This is a genomic window from Nocardia vulneris (assembly GCF_001613425.1).
Lineage (GTDB): Bacteria > Actinomycetota > Actinomycetes > Mycobacteriales > Mycobacteriaceae > Nocardia > Nocardia vulneris.
The window spans coordinates 89,668-107,539 of the sequence record NZ_BDCI01000052.1 but is presented as its reverse complement, the minus strand read 5'-3'; the positions used below and the strand labels follow the sequence as shown (position 1 = coordinate 107,539).

At 68.9% G+C, this 17,872-nt stretch carries 18 protein-coding genes; 7 read left to right on the top strand and 11 right to left on the bottom strand.

Features of this window, described 5'->3' with window-relative positions:
- The first annotated feature begins 16 nt into the window (after positions 1 to 16).
- Positions 17 to 193: a hypothetical protein gene (locus tag NVU01S_RS43900; RefSeq protein WP_156161636.1), complete on the top strand. Its 177-nt coding sequence runs from the start codon at positions 17 to 19 to the stop codon at positions 191 to 193.
- A 35-nt stretch (positions 194 to 228) separates the two neighbouring features.
- Here NVU01S_RS43900 and NVU01S_RS40425 read toward each other — a convergent pair whose 3' ends face one another.
- The 6 genes from NVU01S_RS40425 to NVU01S_RS40400 are packed head-to-tail and all read right to left on the bottom strand — an operon-like array spanning position 229 to position 8,303.
- On the bottom strand, positions 229 to 2,175 hold the full coding sequence (locus NVU01S_RS40425; protein ID WP_043672742.1) for an acetoacetate--CoA ligase: 1,947 nt from the start codon (positions 2,173 to 2,175) through the stop codon (positions 229 to 231).
- A 30-nt stretch (positions 2,176 to 2,205) separates the two neighbouring features.
- The gene (locus NVU01S_RS40420; RefSeq protein ID WP_043672745.1) at positions 2,206 to 3,018 is read right to left on the bottom strand and encodes an HpcH/HpaI aldolase/citrate lyase family protein; all 813 of its coding nucleotides are present in this window, start codon (positions 3,016 to 3,018) and stop codon (positions 2,206 to 2,208) included.
- Positions 3,015 to 3,515, bottom strand: a complete 501-nt coding sequence (locus NVU01S_RS40415; protein WP_043672749.1) for a MaoC family dehydratase — start codon at positions 3,513 to 3,515, stop codon at positions 3,015 to 3,017. The genes NVU01S_RS40420 and NVU01S_RS40415 overlap by 4 nt, the downstream gene beginning before the upstream one ends.
- Positions 3,512 to 4,672 carry an acyl-CoA dehydrogenase family protein gene (locus NVU01S_RS40410; protein ID WP_043672752.1) on the bottom strand — a complete coding sequence of 387 codons (1,161 nt, stop codon included), beginning with the start codon at positions 4,670 to 4,672 and terminating at the stop codon, positions 3,512 to 3,514. The genes NVU01S_RS40415 and NVU01S_RS40410 overlap by 4 nt, the downstream gene beginning before the upstream one ends.
- Positions 4,669 to 6,699, bottom strand: coding sequence for an acetyl-CoA carboxylase biotin carboxylase subunit (locus NVU01S_RS40405; RefSeq protein ID WP_043672882.1), 2,031 nt, complete (start codon positions 6,697 to 6,699; stop codon positions 4,669 to 4,671). The genes NVU01S_RS40410 and NVU01S_RS40405 overlap by 4 nt, the downstream gene beginning before the upstream one ends.
- A gap of 5 nt (positions 6,700 to 6,704) precedes the next feature.
- Positions 6,705 to 8,303, bottom strand: a complete 1,599-nt coding sequence (locus tag NVU01S_RS40400; RefSeq protein WP_043672755.1) for a carboxyl transferase domain-containing protein — start codon at positions 8,301 to 8,303, stop codon at positions 6,705 to 6,707.
- A 179-nt stretch (positions 8,304 to 8,482) separates the two neighbouring features.
- Here NVU01S_RS40400 and NVU01S_RS40395 point away from each other — a divergent pair, with 179 nt between their 5' ends.
- Positions 8,483 to 9,091 carry an SACE_7040 family transcriptional regulator gene (locus NVU01S_RS40395; protein ID WP_043672758.1) on the top strand — a complete coding sequence of 203 codons (609 nt, stop codon included), beginning with the start codon at positions 8,483 to 8,485 and terminating at the stop codon, positions 9,089 to 9,091.
- A gap of 14 nt (positions 9,092 to 9,105) precedes the next feature.
- Here NVU01S_RS40395 and NVU01S_RS40390 read toward each other — a convergent pair whose 3' ends face one another.
- Positions 9,106 to 9,852 (bottom strand): 3-hydroxybutyrate dehydrogenase, encoded by a 747-nt coding sequence (locus NVU01S_RS40390; RefSeq protein ID WP_043672761.1) that lies wholly within the window; start codon positions 9,850 to 9,852, stop codon positions 9,106 to 9,108.
- Positions 9,849 to 11,240, bottom strand: a complete 1,392-nt coding sequence (locus tag NVU01S_RS40385; RefSeq protein WP_043672764.1) for an MFS transporter — start codon at positions 11,238 to 11,240, stop codon at positions 9,849 to 9,851. Before NVU01S_RS40385 ends, NVU01S_RS40390 begins: the two co-directional genes overlap by 4 nt.
- Positions 11,241 to 11,454: 214 nt before the next feature.
- Between NVU01S_RS40385 and NVU01S_RS40380 the strand changes: the two genes are divergently transcribed.
- Positions 11,455 to 12,369, top strand: coding sequence for a LysR family transcriptional regulator (locus tag NVU01S_RS40380; RefSeq protein WP_175068947.1), 915 nt, complete (start codon positions 11,455 to 11,457; stop codon positions 12,367 to 12,369).
- A gap of 29 nt (positions 12,370 to 12,398) precedes the next feature.
- On the opposite strand, the gene NVU01S_RS40375 is transcribed toward NVU01S_RS40380, so the two are convergent.
- The 3 genes from NVU01S_RS40375 to NVU01S_RS40365 are packed head-to-tail and all read right to left on the bottom strand — an operon-like array spanning position 12,399 to position 14,612.
- On the bottom strand, positions 12,399 to 12,713 hold the full coding sequence (locus tag NVU01S_RS40375) for an ACT domain-containing protein (protein WP_156161637.1): 315 nt from the start codon (positions 12,711 to 12,713) through the stop codon (positions 12,399 to 12,401).
- A 58-nt stretch (positions 12,714 to 12,771) separates the two neighbouring features.
- Positions 12,772 to 13,533 carry an ABC transporter ATP-binding protein gene (locus NVU01S_RS40370; protein WP_043672771.1) on the bottom strand — a complete coding sequence of 254 codons (762 nt, stop codon included), beginning with the start codon at positions 13,531 to 13,533 and terminating at the stop codon, positions 12,772 to 12,774.
- Between the two features lie 20 nt (positions 13,534 to 13,553).
- Positions 13,554 to 14,612 carry an ABC transporter permease gene (locus NVU01S_RS40365; RefSeq protein ID WP_043672774.1) on the bottom strand — a complete coding sequence of 353 codons (1,059 nt, stop codon included), beginning with the start codon at positions 14,610 to 14,612 and terminating at the stop codon, positions 13,554 to 13,556.
- A gap of 130 nt (positions 14,613 to 14,742) precedes the next feature.
- On the opposite strand from NVU01S_RS40365, the gene NVU01S_RS40360 reads away from it, so the two are divergent.
- The 4 genes from NVU01S_RS40360 (at position 14,743) to cobM (ending at position 17,818) form a co-directional block, all read left to right on the top strand.
- Positions 14,743 to 15,906, top strand: coding sequence for a sensor histidine kinase (locus tag NVU01S_RS40360; protein WP_043672776.1), 1,164 nt, complete (start codon positions 14,743 to 14,745; stop codon positions 15,904 to 15,906).
- Positions 15,903 to 16,520 carry a response regulator transcription factor gene (locus NVU01S_RS40355; RefSeq protein ID WP_043672779.1) on the top strand — a complete coding sequence of 206 codons (618 nt, stop codon included), beginning with the start codon at positions 15,903 to 15,905 and terminating at the stop codon, positions 16,518 to 16,520. Before NVU01S_RS40360 ends, NVU01S_RS40355 begins: the two co-directional genes overlap by 4 nt.
- A 71-nt stretch (positions 16,521 to 16,591) precedes the next feature.
- Positions 16,592 to 17,017: a PPOX class F420-dependent oxidoreductase gene (locus tag NVU01S_RS40350; RefSeq protein ID WP_014988380.1), complete on the top strand. Its 426-nt coding sequence runs from the start codon at positions 16,592 to 16,594 to the stop codon at positions 17,015 to 17,017.
- 51 nt (positions 17,018 to 17,068) lie between these two features.
- Positions 17,069 to 17,818: a precorrin-4 C(11)-methyltransferase gene (gene cobM, locus NVU01S_RS40345; RefSeq protein WP_043672782.1), complete on the top strand. Its 750-nt coding sequence runs from the start codon at positions 17,069 to 17,071 to the stop codon at positions 17,816 to 17,818.
- Positions 17,819 to 17,872 lie beyond the last annotated feature (54 nt).

The following is a 17,872-nucleotide window of genomic DNA, read 5'->3' as shown; positions in this document are numbered from 1 at the left end:
ACGAAAAGAGACCATCGTGACCATCGCGCTCCGCCGTGAGTTCACCCCGTTCACCGCAGTCGCGCACGCCGCAGGGCGACTGCGCGCCAAGTACCGCCTGACCCCGGTAGAACGCCGCAATCTCGCCGAGGCGCGCGCCTTCCGCGCGGCCGTCTTCACCGCTTCGATGGGCGGACACCCGTACTACCGGTAGCACGGGTGTCCACGGGACATCGGCGGTCCGCTCCGCTACGCGGTGGCGGGGCGGACCGCCGCGTACCAGTCGAGCAGTGCCGGGTCGTCGACCGCGCTGCGCTCGACCACCCGCGCGGCGTCAGCGCCCTGGAAGAGTTTCTTGATCGGCACCTCGAGCTTTTTGCCGGTGCGCGTGTGCGGAATGCCCGGGGCGAGCAGGATCTCGTCCGGCACGTGCCGGGGCGAGACCTCGGTGCGGATGGTGCTGTTGATCCGGGTTTTCAGCTCGTCGGTGAGTTCCGCGCCGGGCGCGAGAACCACGAACAACGGCATCCAGTAACCGCCGTCGGGTTGTTCGGCACCGATCACCAGTGCCTCGGCGATCTCGGGCAGCTGCTCGACGGATTGGTAGATGTCGGCGCTGCCCATCCGGATGCCGTGCCGATTGAGGGTGGAATCGGAGCGGCCGTGCACCACGACGCTGTCCCGCTCGGTGATGGTGATCCAGTCGCCGTGGCGCCAGATCCCGGGATACATGTCGAAATAGGCGTCGTGATAGCGCTTTCCGTCCGGGTCGTGCCAGAAGCGCACCGGCATCGACGGCATCGGTTTGGTGATGACCAGCTCGCCGACCTCGTCGCGGACCGGTTGGCCGAGGCCGTCGAAGGCCTCCAGCGCGACGCCGAGGAAACGCGCGGACAGTTCGCCCGGCCACGCCGGAACGGTCCGGACGCCGCCGATGAAGGCCGACACCACGTCGGTGCCGCCGCTGATCGAATTGACCTGGACGTGCGCACCGGTGTGCTCGCCCAGCCAGGTCGCCGAGGACGTGGGCAGAGCAGCGCCGGTGATCCCGACCGACCGCAAGGCGGACAGGTCGTGCTCGGTGCGCGGCGTGGCCCCCGCCTTGATGCAGGCCAGCACGTAGCCCGGGCTGGTACCGAGCACCGTGGTCCGGGTTTCGGCGGCGATGCGCCACAGCGCGTCCGGCGCGGGGGCGGTGGGACTGCCGTCGTAGCAGACGATGGTCGCACCCGTCAGCAACCCCGCGACCTGGAAGTTCCACATCATCCAGCTCGGGCTGGTGTACCAGAAGAAGGTATCGTCAGGCCCGATATCGGATTGCAGCGCAACGGCTTTCAGATGCTCCAGCAGCACCCCGCCGTGCCCGTGCACGATGCCCTTGGGCAGCCCGGTGGTGCCGGAGGAGAACACGATCCACAGCGGGTGCTCGAAATCGACCGGCTGCGTGGTGATCACGGCGGGTACCGACTCGTCGACGGCGGTGGCCGCGTCCCACGGTGTCGCGTCCGGCACGTCGAGGCCGAGCCGGGACACCACGATCGTGGCGCTGAGCTTGTCGAAACCGGCTTGCAGCGCCGCGATGTCGGCGCGCTTGTCGTGTGCCTTACCGCCGTATCGGTAGCCGTCCGCGGTGATCAGGACGGTGGGTTCGAGCTGGCCCAGCCGATCCAGCGCCGCCTTGGGGGAGTAGTCCTGGCCGCAGGCGCTCCACACCGCGCCGATGCTGGCGGTCGCCAGGAACGCGATCACCGCCTCCGGAATGTTGGGGAGGTAACCCGCGACCCGGTCACCGGGTTGGACACCCAGCTCGCGCAGCGTGCGCGCCAGCGCAGCGGTCTCGTCGATCAGCTCGACCCAGGAGACTTCGCGGGCAGGCGCGTCTTCGGTGACCGCGATGATGGCGGGCCGATCGGTGCGGAACTGGCGGACCACCTGATCCACATAGTTCAGCCGGGTACCCGGAAACCATTGCGCACCGGGCATTTCCGCGCTACCGAGGATCTCGCCCGCCACCGGGCCGAGCTGGAAGTAGTCCCACACCGCGTGCCAGAAGCCCGCCAGATCGTCGACCGACCACTGCCACAGCGTGGCGTAGTCCGGCAGCACCCGATCGGTGCGCCCTTCGGCGAATTTCGCGAAGTCGGTGATCCTGGCCGCGGCGATGTCCTGCTCGGTCGGCACCCACTGTGGTTGCACCGCATTCCTCCTGGCTGTTCTAACGGGTGGTCAGGCGCGTCCGGCGCGCCGCACGATCTGTTCGGCGTGCCGCAGTACGGGGGCATCGACCATGCGGCCCTCGAAGGCGAACACCCCGCGATGCTTCGGCACCTCGTCGAGTACCCGCCGGGCCCAAGCCAATTCCGCCTCCGGCGGCGTGTACGCGGCACGGATCACCGCGAGCTGGCTCGGATGGATGGCGACCTTGGCCTCGAAGCCGACCGCGACCGCGTCCAGCGCTTCGGCGCGCAGTCCGTCGAGATCGCGGATATCCAGGTACACCGAGTCGAGCGCGAACTTGCCGTACGCCTTGGCCGCGAGCAGCGTGCTCGACCGGACATGGCGCGCCACTTCGCGATAGCTGCCGTCCGCGTACCTGCTGGAATTGCCGCCGAGCCCGGCGACCAGGTCCTCCGCGCCCCACATCGCGCCGATCGCGTTGGGCGCCTGGACGGCACGCTCGACCGTCAGCGCGCCTAGCGGTGATTCGATCAGCACGATCACCTCGTATTCGGCCAGCGCGGTGACCTGTTCGGCGGCTTCGCATTTCGGCAGCATGACGCGCCGGTACCCGGTGCCCGCCAGTGCCGTGAGATCGGCCGCGAGCTCGTCGGTGCCCGCGGCGTTGACCCGCACGACGGTGCGTTCGGGATCCAACGGGGTCTCGGCGAGGGCTTTGCGGGCCGCCGTCTTGTCCGCCGCGGCCACGCCGTCCTCGAGGTCGAGGATCACCACATCGGCCGCCGCGGCGGCCTTTTCGTATCGGTCCGGGCGATCGGCCGGGCAGAACAGCCATGCGGGACCGGGCAGCTGCCAGCTCATGCCGAGGTCGCCTCGGGACGCAGGCGGATCATCGCGTTGCGCACGGCCTCGGCGACGATGGTGCCGTGCTGGTTGCGCGCGATATGGCGGAAGGTGACGATGCCCTCGCCGGGCCTGCTCTTGGACAGGCGCTTGTCCAGCACGATGGTTTCGGCGTAGACGGTGTCGCCGTGGAACAGCGGCGCCGGGAACTTCACCTCGGAGAAGCCGAGATTGGCGACGGTGGTGCCCTGGGTGAGGTGCGCCACCGCGAGGCCGACCATGGTGCCGAGGGTGAACAGCGAGTTGACCAGGCGCTGATGGAACGGCTCCTGGGCATCGCTGTAGGCCGCATCGATGTGCAGCCCTTGGGGATTCATGGTCAGCGTGCTGAACAGGACGTTGTCGGTCTCGGTCATGGTGCGCCCGGGCCGGTGCTCGTAGCGCACGTCGGTCTCGAGTTCCTCGAACCACAGGCCGGTCTGGACCACCCGGCGCAAGCCGTCGACATCGCTCACAGTCCCAGCTCCCGTCCGATCAGCATCAGCTGAACCTCCGTTGTGCCCTCGCCGATTTCGAGGATCTTGCTGTCCCGGTAGTGCCTGGCCACCGGGTAGTCGTTCATGAAGCCGTAGCCGCCGAAGATCTGGGTGGCGTCACGCGAGTTGTCCATGGCCGCCTCGCTGGCCACCAGTTTGGCGATGGACGCCGCCTTCTTGAACGGCTTGCCCGCCAGCATCAGCGCCGCGGCGTCATAGTAGGCGGTGCGCGCCGTGTGCGCGCGGGCCTCCATCCGCCCGATCTTGAACGCGATGGCCTGATTACGGCCGATGGCCTGGCCGAACGCCTCGCGCTCCTTGGCGTAACGCACGCTCTCGTCCACGCAGCCCTGCGCCGCGCCGACCGCGAGCGCCGCGATCGCGATGCGGCCCTCGTCCAGGATGCGCAGGAAGTTCGCGTAGCCGCGGCCGCGCTCGCCGAGCAGGTTCTCCTGCGGCACCCGCACGTCGGTGAAGCTCAGCGGATGGGTGTCCGAGGCGTTCCAGCCGACCTTGTTGTACGCGGGTTCGGCGACGAATCCCGGGGTGTCGGTGGGCACGAGGATGGTGGAGATCTCCTTCTTGCCGCCGGTCTGTCCGGTCACCGCCGTCACGGTCACCAGCCGGGTGATATCGGTGCCGGAGTTGGTGATGAACTGCTTGCTGCCGTTGATGATCCACTCGCCGCCGTCGGCGGTCGCGGTGGTCCTGGTGCCGCCCGCGTCGCTGCCCGCGCCCGGCTCGGTGAGCCCGAACGCGGCGAGGGCGCGCCCACTGGTCAACTGCGGCAACCATTCCTGCTTCTGCTTGTCGTCACCGAAGCGGTAGATCGGCATCGCGCCCAGGGACACACCGGCTTCCAGCGTGATGGCGACACTCTGGTCGATCTTGCCGAGTTCCTCGAGGGCCAGGCACAGCGCGAAGTAGTCGCCGCCCATGCCGCCGTATTCCTCGGGGAACGGCAGCCCGAACAGGCCCATCTCGGCCATGCCCTCGACCACTTTGTAGGGGAAGGTGTGGTCGGCGTCGTGTTCGGCGGCCACCGGCGCGACCACCGACTGCGCGAAATCGCGCACCGTCAGGGCCAGGTCGCGGTAGTCGTCGGGTAGGGCGCCGGTGGACAGGAAGTCGGTCATGCTGGGGTTCCTTCTTGGTCGGCGGGAAGTTCCGCGGGAGTCGTGCGGATGCGGGCCAGCGGCTGATCGAGGCGCACCTGAGTACCGGGCGCGACGAGGATTTCGACGGTGCCCGCCACCGGCGCGGTGAGCGAGTGCTCCATCTTCATCGCCTCGACGATCACCACCGGGGCGCCCGCGGCCACGGTGGCGCCGGTGGCGACCGGCACCGCGATCACCGAACCCGGCATGGGGCTACGGATTTCGGCGTCGCCGACGTGTTCGGCGCCGCCCCGCACACTGGCCTCGGCCACCTCGCGCAGCACGGCGATGCCGGTGGGCCCGGCCAGCCACAGCTGGCCGTCCTGCTCCGCGACGCGATAGTCGTGCCGCACCCCGGCCACGGTGAGCGTCAGCACCGAATCCGTGAAAGCTGCTGTCACCGAGACGGATTCGGCCTGACCGACGCGGCCGCTCGCGGCGCCGGGACGACCGGAGAGGTACACGTGCTCGATCCGGTCGCCGGCGGCCAGCCGGATCGAGGTCGGTGCGGCGGTGCCGATCCGCCAACCGGACGGCACCCGCCACGGATCGCTGGGACCGCTCGGCCAGCGACCCAGCCAGCGGTAGGCCGCCGCGGCCAGGAACAGTTCGTCGCCGACCGCGGCGGCGTGGAAATCGGCCACTCGGCGATCGAGCAGGCCGGTATCCAGCTGTCCGGCCGCGACATCCGGATCGGCGAGCAGGAAGCGCAGGAACTCGATATTGCTGGTGACGCCGAGCAATACGGTATCGCCCAGTGCCCGATCGAGTTTCGCGATGGCGGCAGCGCGATCGGCACCGTGCGCGATGACCTTCGAGAGCATCGGGTCGTAGTCGCTGCCGACCACCGTCCCGGTGCGCAGGCCCGAATCCACCCGGACCCCGGCGCCTTCGGGCTCGGACAGGTCGAGCACCGTGCCGCCGGTGGGCAGGAAGCCGCGCGCGGGATCCTCGGCGTACACCCTGGCCTCGATGGCGTGCCCGACCATCCGGATCTCGTCCTGCTCGACCGAGAGCTTCTGCCCGGCCGCCACCCGCACCTGACATTCCACCAGGTCGACACCGGTCACCAGCTCGGTCACCGGGTGTTCCACCTGCAGCCGGGTGTTCATCTCCATGAAGAAGAACTCGTCCGGCCGGTCGGCGGAGACGATGAATTCGACGGTGCCCGCGCCCACATAGTCGACGCTGCGCGCGGTATTGCATGCCGCAGCACCGATTCTGGCCCGCGTCGCCGCGTCGAGCAGCGGGGACGGGGCCTCTTCGATCACCTTCTGATGCCTGCGCTGCAGGCTGCATTCGCGTTCGCCGAGGTGCAGCACGTTGCCGAATTGGTCGGCCAAGACCTGCACCTCGATATGGCGCGGGCGGGTGACGAAGCGCTCCAGGAACAGCGTGTCGTCGCCGAACGCGGACGCGGCTTCGCGGCGCGCGCTGACCAGCGCGTCGGGCAGCTGCGCGGGTTCCTCCACCAGTCGCATGCCCTTGCCGCCGCCGCCGGCCGACGGCTTCACCAGCACCGGATAACCGATCTCGGTGGCCGCCTCGATCAGGTCGGCGTCGGTCAGGCCCGGCCTGGCGATGCCGGGCACGACGGGGACATTGAACGCGGACACGGTGTTCTTGGCCGCGATCTTGTCGCCCATCACCTCGATCGCGTGCGCGGGCGGACCGAGGAAGACGATGCCTGCCTGCGCGAGCGCCGCCGCGAAAGCGGCGTTCTCGGAAAGGAACCCGTAGCCCGGATGCACCGCTTGCGCGCCGGTCCGGACGGCGGCGTCGACCACCTTGTCGATCGCGAGATAGCTGTCGCGCGCGGCGGCAGGGCCGAGTCGCACCGCGGTATCCGCCTCGTGCACGTGCCTGGCGTCGGCGTCGGCATCGCTGTAGACCGCGACCGAGCGAATGCCCATGGCGCGCAACGTGCGCATCACCCGCACCGCGATCTCGCCGCGGTTGGCGACGAGCACGGTGTCGAATCCGACGGGATGAGATTTGTTCAGCATGGTCGTCACATCCGGAATACGCCGTAGGAAACGGGTTCGAGCGGCGCTTGCGCGCACACCGAAAGGGCAAGTCCGAGGACGGTTCTCGTGTCCGCGGGGTCGATCACGCCGTCGTCCCAGAGGCGGGCCGTCGAGTAATAGGGGTTGCCCTGCCGTTCGTATTGGTCGCGGATCGGCGCCTTGAACGCCTCCTCGTCGGCCGCCGACCACGGCCGGCCCGAACTGTCGAGCTGGTCGCCGCGCACGGTGGACAGCACCGAGGCGGCCTGCTCGCCACCCATCACCGAGATCCTGGCGTTGGGCCACATCCACAGGAAGCGCGGCGAATACGCCCGCCCGCACATCGAATAGTTGCCCGCGCCGTACGAACCGCCGATCACCACCGTCAGCTTCGGCACCCGGGCACAGGCGACGGCGGTGACCATCTTGGCCCCGTGCTTGGCGATGCCGCCCGCCTCGTAGTCGCGGCCGACCATGAACCCGGTGATGTTCTGCAAGAACAGCAGCGGGATCTTGCGCTTGTCGCACAGTTCGATGAAATGCGCGCCCTTCATGGCGGATTCGCTGAACAGCACGCCGTTGTTGGCGACGATGCCGACCGGGTGGCCGTGAATGTGCGCGAAGCCGGTGACCAAGGTCTTGCCGTATTCGGCCTTGAACTCGTGAAAGCCGGTGTCGCCCTCGGGATTCGCATCGACGAGCCGGTGGATCACCTCGCGCACGTCGTACGGGGTGCGCAGGTCCACCGGCACCACGTCGTACAGCTCCTCCGGCGACGCGGCGGGCTCCACCGGCGGCAACACCGCCCAAGGGCTCGCGGGGCGCGGACCGAGGGTCGCGACGATGCGGCGCACGATGCGCAGCGCGTCCTGATCGTCCTCGGCCAGATGGTCGGTGACGCCCGAGGTGCGCGAATGCAGTGCGCCGCCGCCGAGTTCCTCCGCGGTGACCACCTCGCCGGTCGCGGCCTTCACCAGCGGCGGACCGCCGAGGAAGATCGTGCCCTGATTGCGCACGATCACCGCCTCGTCGCTCATCGCGGGGACGTACGCGCCGCCCGCGGTGCACGAGCCGAGCACCGCCGCGATCTGCGCAATGCCCTTGGCGCTCATGGTCGCCTGGTTGTAGAAGATGCGCCCGAAATGCTCCCGGTCCGGGAACACCTCGTCCTGCTCGGGCAGGTAGGCGCCGCCGGAATCGACCAGATACAGGCAGGGCAGCTGATTCTGCAGCGCGATCTCCTGCGCGCGCAGGTGCTTCTTCACCGTCATCGGGTAGTAGGTGCCGCCCTTGACGGTCGCGTCGTTGGCGACGATGACGCACTCGCGGCCGGACACCCGGCCGATACCGGTGATGATGCCCGCACCCGGGGACTCGTCGCCGTACATCCCGCTCGCGGCGAGCGGCGAGAGTTCCAGGAAGGGGCTGCCCGGGTCGAGCAGTTGGTCCACCCGTTGCCGCGGCAGCAGCTTGCCGCGCGCGACATGGCGGTCCCGCGCTTTGGCGGGTCCGCCGAGTGCGGCGGCCGCCAGCCGGGCGCCCAGGTCGTCGACGAGTGCCTTGTGGGCGACCCGGTTGTCGACGGCCTCTTCGGTAACGGTCATCACGTGATCCTGTCGGTCAGCGTCTGGGAGCGACTCGGTGACGGCCGGGGTCGGGTGACGGATAGGCCAGTTAGTCGCCGATAACTGGAATCCAGGTTAATCTTGGTTAACCGAGATGTCCAGGAAGCGCTTGCGAGCCGCGCACGCGTGTGTCCGCACCGAGGGCGAAAGGAGTGCGTGTGACCAGCATCGACGACGGCACGCTCACCCGCCGTGAACAGCTGAAGGCGCAGCGCAGGCAACAACTGCTGGATGCCGGGGCCCGGCTCATCGCCGATCGCGGCTTCCTCGGCATGCGCCTGGACGACCTCGGCGCCGCGGTCGGCATCAGCGGTCCGGCCGTCTACCGCCATTTCCCCAACAAAGAAGCGCTGCTGGTGGAACTTCTCGTCGGGATCAGCCAGCGGCTGCTCGACGGCGGCAAGGCGGTGGTGGCGCGCACCGAGACCGCGGCGGACGCGCTGGCCGGCCTGGTCGACTTCCACCTGGACTTCGCGCTGGGCGACGCCGACCTCATCCGGATCCAGGATCGCGATCTGGAGAACGTGCCCGCCGCCGCCCGGCGCGAGCTGCGCCGCACCCAGCGCCAGTACGTGGAAATCTGGGTCACGGTGCTGCGTGACCTGCACCCCGGCCTACCCGAAGAGACGGCGCGCGTGCAGGCGCACGCCGCGTTCGGCCTGATCAACTCCACCCCGCACAGCGCGAGCACGGCGACCGCCGCGCGGGCCCGGCCCATCCTGCGCCGGATGGCGCTGTCCGCCCTGACGCAGGACGAGCCGGCCTAGGGCGGGGCGCTCGGTCATCGAGCGCTCCACCCGCCGTCCATGGTGTAGGACGCGCCGGTCACCATGCCCGCGTGCGCCGAGGTCAACCAGCCCACCAGTGCGGCCACCTCCGCCGGCTCCACCAGGCGTTTGATCGCACTCTCGGTGAGCAGGATCTTCTCCAGCACCTGCTGTTCCGGAATGCCGTGCGCCTTGGCCTGATCGGCGATCTGCTTGTCCACCAGCGGAGTTCGCACATAGCCGGGGTTGACGCAGTTGCTCGTGACGCCGTGCTTGCCGCCTTCGAGCGCGGTGACCTTGGACAGGCCCTCCAGCCCATGTTTGGCGGTCACGTAGGCGGACTTGAACTCCGAGGCTCGAAGTCCGTGCACCGACGAGATATTGACGATCCGGCCGAAACCCTGCCGGTACATGTGCGGCAGCGCGGCACGGATGAGCAGGAACGGCGCCTCGACCATCAGGGTGAGCAGGTTCCGGAACTGCTGCGGCGCGAAATCCTCGATCGGGCTGATGCTCTGCACGCCGGCGTTGTTCACCAGGATGTCCACCTCGAGCGTCAACGAGGTCAAGGCCTCGACGTCGAGTAGGTCGACGGCCCAAGGTTTTCCGCCGAGTTCGCGGGCGAGCGACTTGGCTCCGACATCGTCGATATCGGCGATGGTGACCAGGGCGCCCCGCGCGGCCAGTTCCCGGGCGCAGGCCGCGCCGATACCGCTGGCGCCGCCCGTGATCAGCGCGGAACGTCCTGTCAGGTCGGTCATTTCGCGTTCACCGGGGCGGTGGGTTGCGTTGCCAGATACTCGGCGTCGGCGAGATCGACGGTGGCCAAGTCCAATCCTTTCGTTTCGCGGGCGAAGAACACGGCGACCGCGGTGATGGCCGCCGCGACAGCCAGATAGATCGCGATCGGCACGGCCGAGTCGTATTCGTTGAGCAGCCGGACCGCGATGATCGGCGCAAGCGAACCCGCCACGATCGAGGTCACCTGATAGCCCAGGGAGACACCGGAATACCGCATCCGGGTGGGAAACATCTCGGCCATGATCGCGGGCTGTCCCGCGTACATCAGCGCGTGGAACAGCAGGCCGATGATGATCGCGGACATGATGACCGCGTTGTGCCCGCTGTCCATCATCGGAAAGGCGAAGAAGCCCCAGGTGCCCGCCGTGACCGCGCCGGCCAGATACACCGGGCGCCTGCCGAAGTGATCCGAGAGCCGGCCCGCCAGCGGCACGGCGAAGAAGTGCACCGCGTGCGCGGCGAGCAGCCACCACAGGATGACCTTGGTGTCCACGTGCACCTGCACCTTGAGATAGGTGATGGTGAAGGTGACCACCAGGTAGTAGAGGATGTTCTCGCCGAAGCGCAGGCCCATCGCGGTGAGCACGCCACGCGGATACCGCTGCAACACCTCGACCACGCTCAGCGAGGTCGCCTTGATCTGCTCCATTTCCTGCTGTGCCGCAACGAAAATGGGCGCGTCGGTGACCTTGGTGCGGATGTAGTAACCGACCAGTACCACCACCGCGGACAGCCAGAAGGCCACGCGCCAGCCCCAACTCAGGAACGCCGACTCCGACAGCCAGGTGGTCAAGGCCAGCAGCACGACGGTCGCCAGCAGATTTCCCATCGGCACCCCGGCCTGCGGCCAGCTCGCCCAGAAACCGCGGCTGCGACTCGGACTGTGTTCAGCGACAAGCAGTACCGCGCCGCCCCATTCGCCGCCGACCGCGAAACCCTGGATGAAGCGCAGGACCACCAGCAGCGCGGGCGCCCAGTAGCCGATCTGGCCGAAGGTCGGCAGACAGCCCATCAGGAAGGTCGCGCTGCCCACCAGGATCAGGCTGAACTGCAACAGTTTCTTGCGTCCGTACTTGTCGCCGAAATGCCCGAAGACGATGCCGCCCAACGGGCGAGCGGCGAAGCCGACGGCATAGGTGACGAACGCGGCGAGGATCGCGTCCAGATCGCTGGTGCCCTTCGCGAAGAACACCTTGCTGAAGACCAGTGTCGCGGCAGTGCCGTAGAGGAAGAACTCATACCATTCGACGACCGTGCCCGCCATGGACGCGGCGACCACCCGTCTCAGGCCGGTCGGTGCCCCGCCCGGGTCGTCGCCCGTCGGCCACAATGCACTGCGCACGCTCATCGAACTCTCCTTCGTGCCCGGGGCCACACTCGGTGCCAGATGTGATGGCCCCCACAAATCTCGGCTGCAACGAAGTATTAGTGCAGATCGGTTTGTCCGCAATGACTAGATGTGCAGTACGTATCTGCGAGAATGCACACATGGGCGCGTGCATCTTCTTCCAGCCCGCTGCATGCGCGGCGCAGTGGCTTGTCGGCGAGGCGCGGCTGTGAATATGGCCGGCTCCGCGCGGCGTCCCAGCGCCGACGACCTGCTGGTGCTGTTGGCGGTCGGGCGCTCCGGGCGATTCGTGTCCGCCGCCGAGGAGCTCGGCATCAACCACACCACCATCTCCCGGCGGATCGCCGCGCTCGAGCACACGCTGGGCGGGCGGGTGCTGACCCGGGCCGCGGGCGGTTGGGAGCTCACCGATCTCGGGCGGGAGGCGCTGGCGGCGGCCGAGGTCGTCGAGTCGGCGGTCAAGTCACTCGGTGCGGACGCGGGCGGTGTCCGGGTGTTGGAAGGGGTGGTGCGGATTTCGGCGACCGACGGTTTCAGCGCCTATCTCGCCGCGCCGGCCGCCGCCGAGGTGCAGCGGCAGCATCCCAAGATCACCGTCGAGATCGTGGCGACCACCCGGCGGGCGTCGACGCAGCGGTCCGGGCTCGATCTCGAGGTGGTGGTCGGCGAGCCGCAGGTGCATCGCGCCACCGCGATTCGGCTCTCCGACTACTGTCTCGGCCTCTACGGTTCCCGGGACTATCTGCGCGAGCACGGCACTCCGGCCACCATCGACGACCTCGCCGCGCACCCCCTCGTCTACTTCATCGATTCCATGCTGCAGGTGGACGACCTGGACCTGGCGTCCAGCTTCGCCCCCGCCATGCGTGAATCCGTCACTTCCACAAACGTTTTCGTCCATGTCGAGGCCACCCGGGCCGCCGCGGGCCTCGGCCTGCTCCCGTGTTTCATGGCCGACCGCCACCCCGACCTGATCCGCGTCCTCCCCGACACCGTCTCCGTCAGCCTCGCCTACTGGCTGGTCGCCCGCCCCGAAACCCTCCGCCGCCCCGAAGTAGCCGCCTTCGTAGACACCCTCCGCACCAAGGTCCACCGCGAACACAACGCCCTACTCGGTCTGCGCGCCTGATCGCGAGGCATTGCGGCCCCCGGGGGGGCTTACTCGCCGAATACCTCGTCGAGCGAGGCGGCGTCTAGGGCGCGATCGAGCCAGACATCGAGTTGGGCGATGTCGGTCTGCTGCTCGACTCGAGTTGCGAGAGCGTCGCTGATTTCGAAGCCGCGATGGCGCAGAACCCGCAGCAGCGCACTGGCCTCGCCGTTGGCTTTGCCCTCGGCTTTGCCCTCTGCCTTGCCTTCGAAAAAGTAGGTCCTGATGAGTTCGTTTTGGTATTCGTAGCCAGCGGTCATGACGCTCTCCAGGAAGTGTCGGGCGGCTGCGGGCAGAAGGCCCGTTACCAGGTCAATGTACATCGTCCCGCGCTCCGCAGGGAGAACACAGTTGGCCAGGACGGTCAAGATGGATTCACGATCAGGCTGTTTTTGGAACCAATTGCTTTGGAACGTTCCAGTTTTCGCTGTTTCGGGTGTGGGTCAGGTGGCCGTCGGTCAGGTGGTGGACGGTGGTCATTTGGGGGAGGTGGGTGTGGTCGTGGGTGACGAGAAGGGTTGCGGTGTTGTGGGTTTTCGTGATGGTGAGGATGAGATCGATTATGGCGGAGCCTCTTTCGGTGTCGAGGGCGCTGGTGGGTTCGTCGATGACGAGGAGGGCGGGGGTGTTCATGAGGGCGCGGGCTATGTTGACGCGTTGGCGTTGGCCGCCGGAGAGTTGGGCGGGGCGTTTGGCGTGCTGGTCGGCGAGGCCGACGGAATCCAGGAGTTCCATTGCCCTGGAGCGTGTTTCGCGGCGACGGCGAGCGGAAGGGCGGAGCTGCTGGCCCAGGTGCGTCATCACCTCGAGTTGTTCGAGGGCGGTCAGCGCGGGAATCAGGTTCGGCTGCTGGAAGACGATGCCGAGGGACGAACGGCGCAGCGCGGCGGCCTCGCGGCGACCGGCGGTGGCGAGATCGACACTGCCGCTGGGGGTTCGGAGTTCGATCCGGCCGGAGTCGGGACGGATCAGGGTGGCGACGACGGCGAGCAGGCTGGATTTTCCGGAGCCGGAGGGGCCGGTGATCGCGGCGATGTCGCCGCCTTCGACGCGCAGGCTCACTCGGTCCAGCGCGGTGAGGCGACCGGCGCCGTCGGGGTAGGTGAGGGTCACGTCGTCGACGGTGAGTGCGGTGGTGCTCATGTCGGGAAATCTCCAGTGGCTCAACGTGCCGCGCCGAGCGCGGTCAACGGATCGGTGGTGAACAGGAAGCGCAAGGCGAACGTGGCACCGAGCAGACCGAGCACGATCAACGCGGCCGCGGGCAGCAGTGTGGTGGCCGGGCTGAGGACGAACGGAAGCGCGTCCCCGAGGAAAGCCGCTGCGGTGACCGTGATGCCGAGACCGACCGCCACTCCGGCGCTCAGTACGATCGCGGCTTGCGCGAGAGCATCGCGGACGAGGGAACCGGAGGTCGCGCCGAGTGCTTTCAGGGTCGCGATATCGGGCATCCGCTGCACCGTCCACACGGTGAAGAACGCGCCGATCACCAGCGCCGAGATGACGAAGAGCAGCACCGTCATCAATGTCAGCGAACCGTTTTCGGCCTGGTAGGCGCTGAGCGCCGAGAGCGCGCCGGACGAACTCGTCGTCTGGGTACGCGCGGCCGCGTTCACCGCCGCGATATCGGGCACACCGGAAACCGCGAGCACGGTCGCCGCGCCCGCCCGCGGGTCGAGCGTCTGCCAATCGGTGAGGGTCAGCCACACCACCGGCGTGTGGCTGTACCAGTCGTCCCCGGCGACGGCCTGCACGGTGAACGCGCGCCCATCGATGGTGACCGAATCGCCCGCCGCCGCACCGAGTTCCGTGGCCGCGCCGGCGCTCAGCACCACGCTGCCGGTCGCGGTTGCGGAACGGTTGCCGAAAGCCGTGCCCTGCGTGCCGAACAGCGCGACCTGCGTCGCTGCCCGCCCGCCGGGATCGACCTTGCCGTGACTGATGCCGATGGGGTCGACCGTGCCGTCGGGTCCCGCCGCGGACTGCCAGGCCGCGACCTGTTCCCGGCTCAGCGTCGAGGCCTCGAACGAGGGCTGCCCGCCGGTGTCGGCGAACACCACCGTGTCCCCGGGGAACGACTGCACGGCCGAGATGTTCTGGTGCGCCAGCCCCGCGGTGAGCCCGCTCAGGAAACTCACCAGCAACGCCACCAGCGTGACGACCAGGGTGATGAGCAGGAAGCGACCGCGGGCGGCGCGCAGATCTCGGAGTGCGACGAACATGATTTCACTGTTCCCCGCGCGGCGCCCGCCGCCATCGCACCGGCGGAGGAACCGTGCCCGATCGAACGGTGGGTGCCGTTTTACACCTTTCGATGGATGCCGCCGAGGTAGCCGCACATAAGCTGGGAGGGTGCACTCGTCACCGCTCACGCCCGTCTTCACCGCGCTGCGGTACGGCCTGCATGTGCTGGTGACGGCGCTGGCGGTGGTGGTCGCCGTCCGCGCGCTGCTGCCCGGCGCGGCGCACCCGCTGCCCGTGGTGGCGTCGACCGCGCTGTTCCTGCTGACCTACTTCGCTGGGTCGGTGTTGAACGGACGCCCGGGCGGTATCCAGTGGTGGCTGGGGGCGCTCACGGTGTGGTGGCTCGGCCTGGTCGTGCTCGCCCCCGACGCGGGCTACCTGGCTTTCGGCTTGTTCTTCCTCTATCTGCACCTGCTGCCCCGGCCGTGGAGTCTGGTGGCTGTCGCGGCATCGACCGCGATCGCGGTGCTCGGCTTCGGTATGCACCGTGGCTGGTCGGTGGCCGGGGTGATCGGCCCGATCTTCGGCGCGGCGGTGGCGGTCGGCATCGGCCTGGGTTATCAGGCACTGTTTCGCGAGTCGGCGCAGCGGCAGCGCCTGATCGACGAATTGCTCAGCACCCGAGCCACTCTCGCGGAGCAGGAACGCACCGCGGGCAAGCTGGCCGAACGGGAACGGCTGGCCCAGGAAATCCACGACACGGTCGCGCAGGGGCTGAGCAGTATCCAGTTGCTCCTGCACGCCGCCGAGCAGTCGGCACCGGAACACCCTGCGCTGCAACAGATCGTCTTGGCGCGCGAGACCGCGGCCGAGAACCTCGCCGAAACCCGAAGGCTGATCGCCGAATTGACCCCGGCCGCGTTGGAGGGGCAGTCGCTGGCCCAGGCGCTGGAGCGAATCTGCTTGCGCGCCAACACCCCCGAGTGCACCGCCCGGCTGGTGGTGGAGGGCGCTCCCGAGCGCTTGCCGATGCCGATCGAGGCGGCCCTGGTGCGGATCGCGCAGGGTGCCGTCGCGAACGTGGTGCGCCACGCCGACGCGGCCCGGCTGCGTCTGACGCTGACCTACGCCGACGCGCAGGTCCTGCTCGACGTCGTGGACGACGGGGTCGGCATCGGCGCCGACGTGCTCGACCAGCCGCCGTCGGGTTCCTTCGGCCTGGCCGCCATGCGCTCGCGCGTAGAGCAGCAGGGCGGCACCATGGCGGTGGAGTCGGAGCCGGGGCATACCGCGGTGACCGTCGCGTTTCCGCTCTGGGCGGACCGGCCATGATCCGCCTGCTGCTCGCCGACGATCACGCGATCGTGCGCGCGGGGCTGCGCGCGCTGCTGGGCGGCGGCGACGATCTCATCGTCGTCGGCGACGTGCCGACCGCCGAGGCGGCTGTCGCGTTCTGCGCGACCACCGCGGTGGATCTGGTGCTGATGGACCTGAGCTTCGGCCCGGGCCGTTCCGGCGCGGACGCCACCGCGGAACTGCGCGCACTTCCACAGCCGCCGAATGTCTTGGTGGTCACCAACTATGACACCGACGCCGATATCCTCGGCGCCATCGAGGCGGGCGCCTGCGGCTACATCCTGAAGGACACGCCGCCGGCCGAACTGCTCGCCGCCGTGCGCGCGGCCGCCGCGGGGGAGAGCGTGCTGTCGCCCGCGGTGGCGTCGAAGCTCATGACCAGGGTGCGCCGCGCCGACACCACACTGAGCCCGCGCGAGATCGAGGTGCTGCGGCTGGTCGCCGACGGCCGGTCCAACCGCGAGATCGCCAAGGAGCTGTTCCTGAGCGAGACCACCGTCAAATCCCATCTGGTGCACATCTACGCGAAGCTCGGCGTGCGGTCGCGGACCTCGGCGGTGGCGCGGGCCCGGGAACAAGGCGCGATCTGATCCGGCGGCGGTCGGCAACATGCGCGCCGCGGTGCGCGGTGCCCGGTGCCGTCTGCCCATAGGCTGAACTCATGGCATCACTTTCCGATCCTGAGGTGCGCGAGTTCCTGCAGCACGGCACGCGGACGGGCAAGGTGGCCTTCGTCGCCGCCGACGGCAGCCCGATGGTGACACCGGTCTGGTTCGTGCTCGAGGGCGACGAGCTGGTCTTCAATACCGGCAAGACGACGAGCAAGGGCAAGGCATTCCTGCGGGACGGCCGGGTCGCCGTGGTCGTCGACGGCGAGGCGCCGCCGTACCCGTCGGTGCAGTTGCGTGGATTCGTCACGCTCTCCGAAGACCCGGACGAACTGCTGCGCACCGCCACCGAGATCGGCGGCCGGTACATGGGTGCGGACCGGGCCGAAGAGTTCGGCAAGCGCAACGGCGTGCCGGGCGAACTCGTCGTCCGGTTGCGACCCAGCAAGGTGATCGCCCACTTCAACGCGACGGCCTGACCCGCCGACGTCTCCGCTCGACCGCACGGTCACCTGCCTAAACTCACCGGCATGACCGTGCACTTCATCGGGGCCGGGCCGGGCGCGGCCGATCTGCTCACCGTGCGCGCGGTCGGCCTGCTGCGCGCCGCGCCGGTGTGCCTGTATGCGGGCACCTACCTGGACCCGGAAGTGCTGGCCCACTGCGCACCCGGCACGGAACTGATCGACACCCAGCAGCTGGACCTCGACCAGATCACCGCGCACCTGGTGCGGGCGCACGATTCCGGCAAGGACGTGGCCCGGCTGTGCTCGGGCGACCCGTCGCTCTACTCGGCGCTGACCGAGCAGACCCGGCGCCTCGACGAGCTCGGTATCGCCTGGGACGTCACGCCCGGCGTGCCTGCCTACGCCGCCGCGGCGGCCCTGCTCGGCACCGAACTCACCGTCCCCGAGGTGGTCCAGTCGGTGGTGCTCACCCGCACCCGGGCCCGGTCGACCGCGATGCCCGCCACCGAGGCGCTGTCCGGGTTCGCCGCCACGGGCGCCACCCTCGTGCTGCACCTGGCCATCACCCGGATTCGCGAGCTGGCCGCGGAGCTGGTCGGCGAGTACGGCGCGGACTGTCCGGTCGCGGTGGTCTACCGGGCCAGCCAGCCGGACCAGCTGGTCCTGCGCGGCACCCTCGCCGATATCGCCGATCAGGTGGCGGCGGCGGGGCTGCGGCAGGCCGCGGTGATCCTGGTCGGGCGCGCGCTGTCGGCGACGCCGTCGTGTGCGCAATCCCACCTCTACGACCCGGCGCGGATCCGCCAGAGCTGACCCGCCGCACCCCGGTCGCGACCCGTCGCGCAGGATGTGAGGACCACAACACGA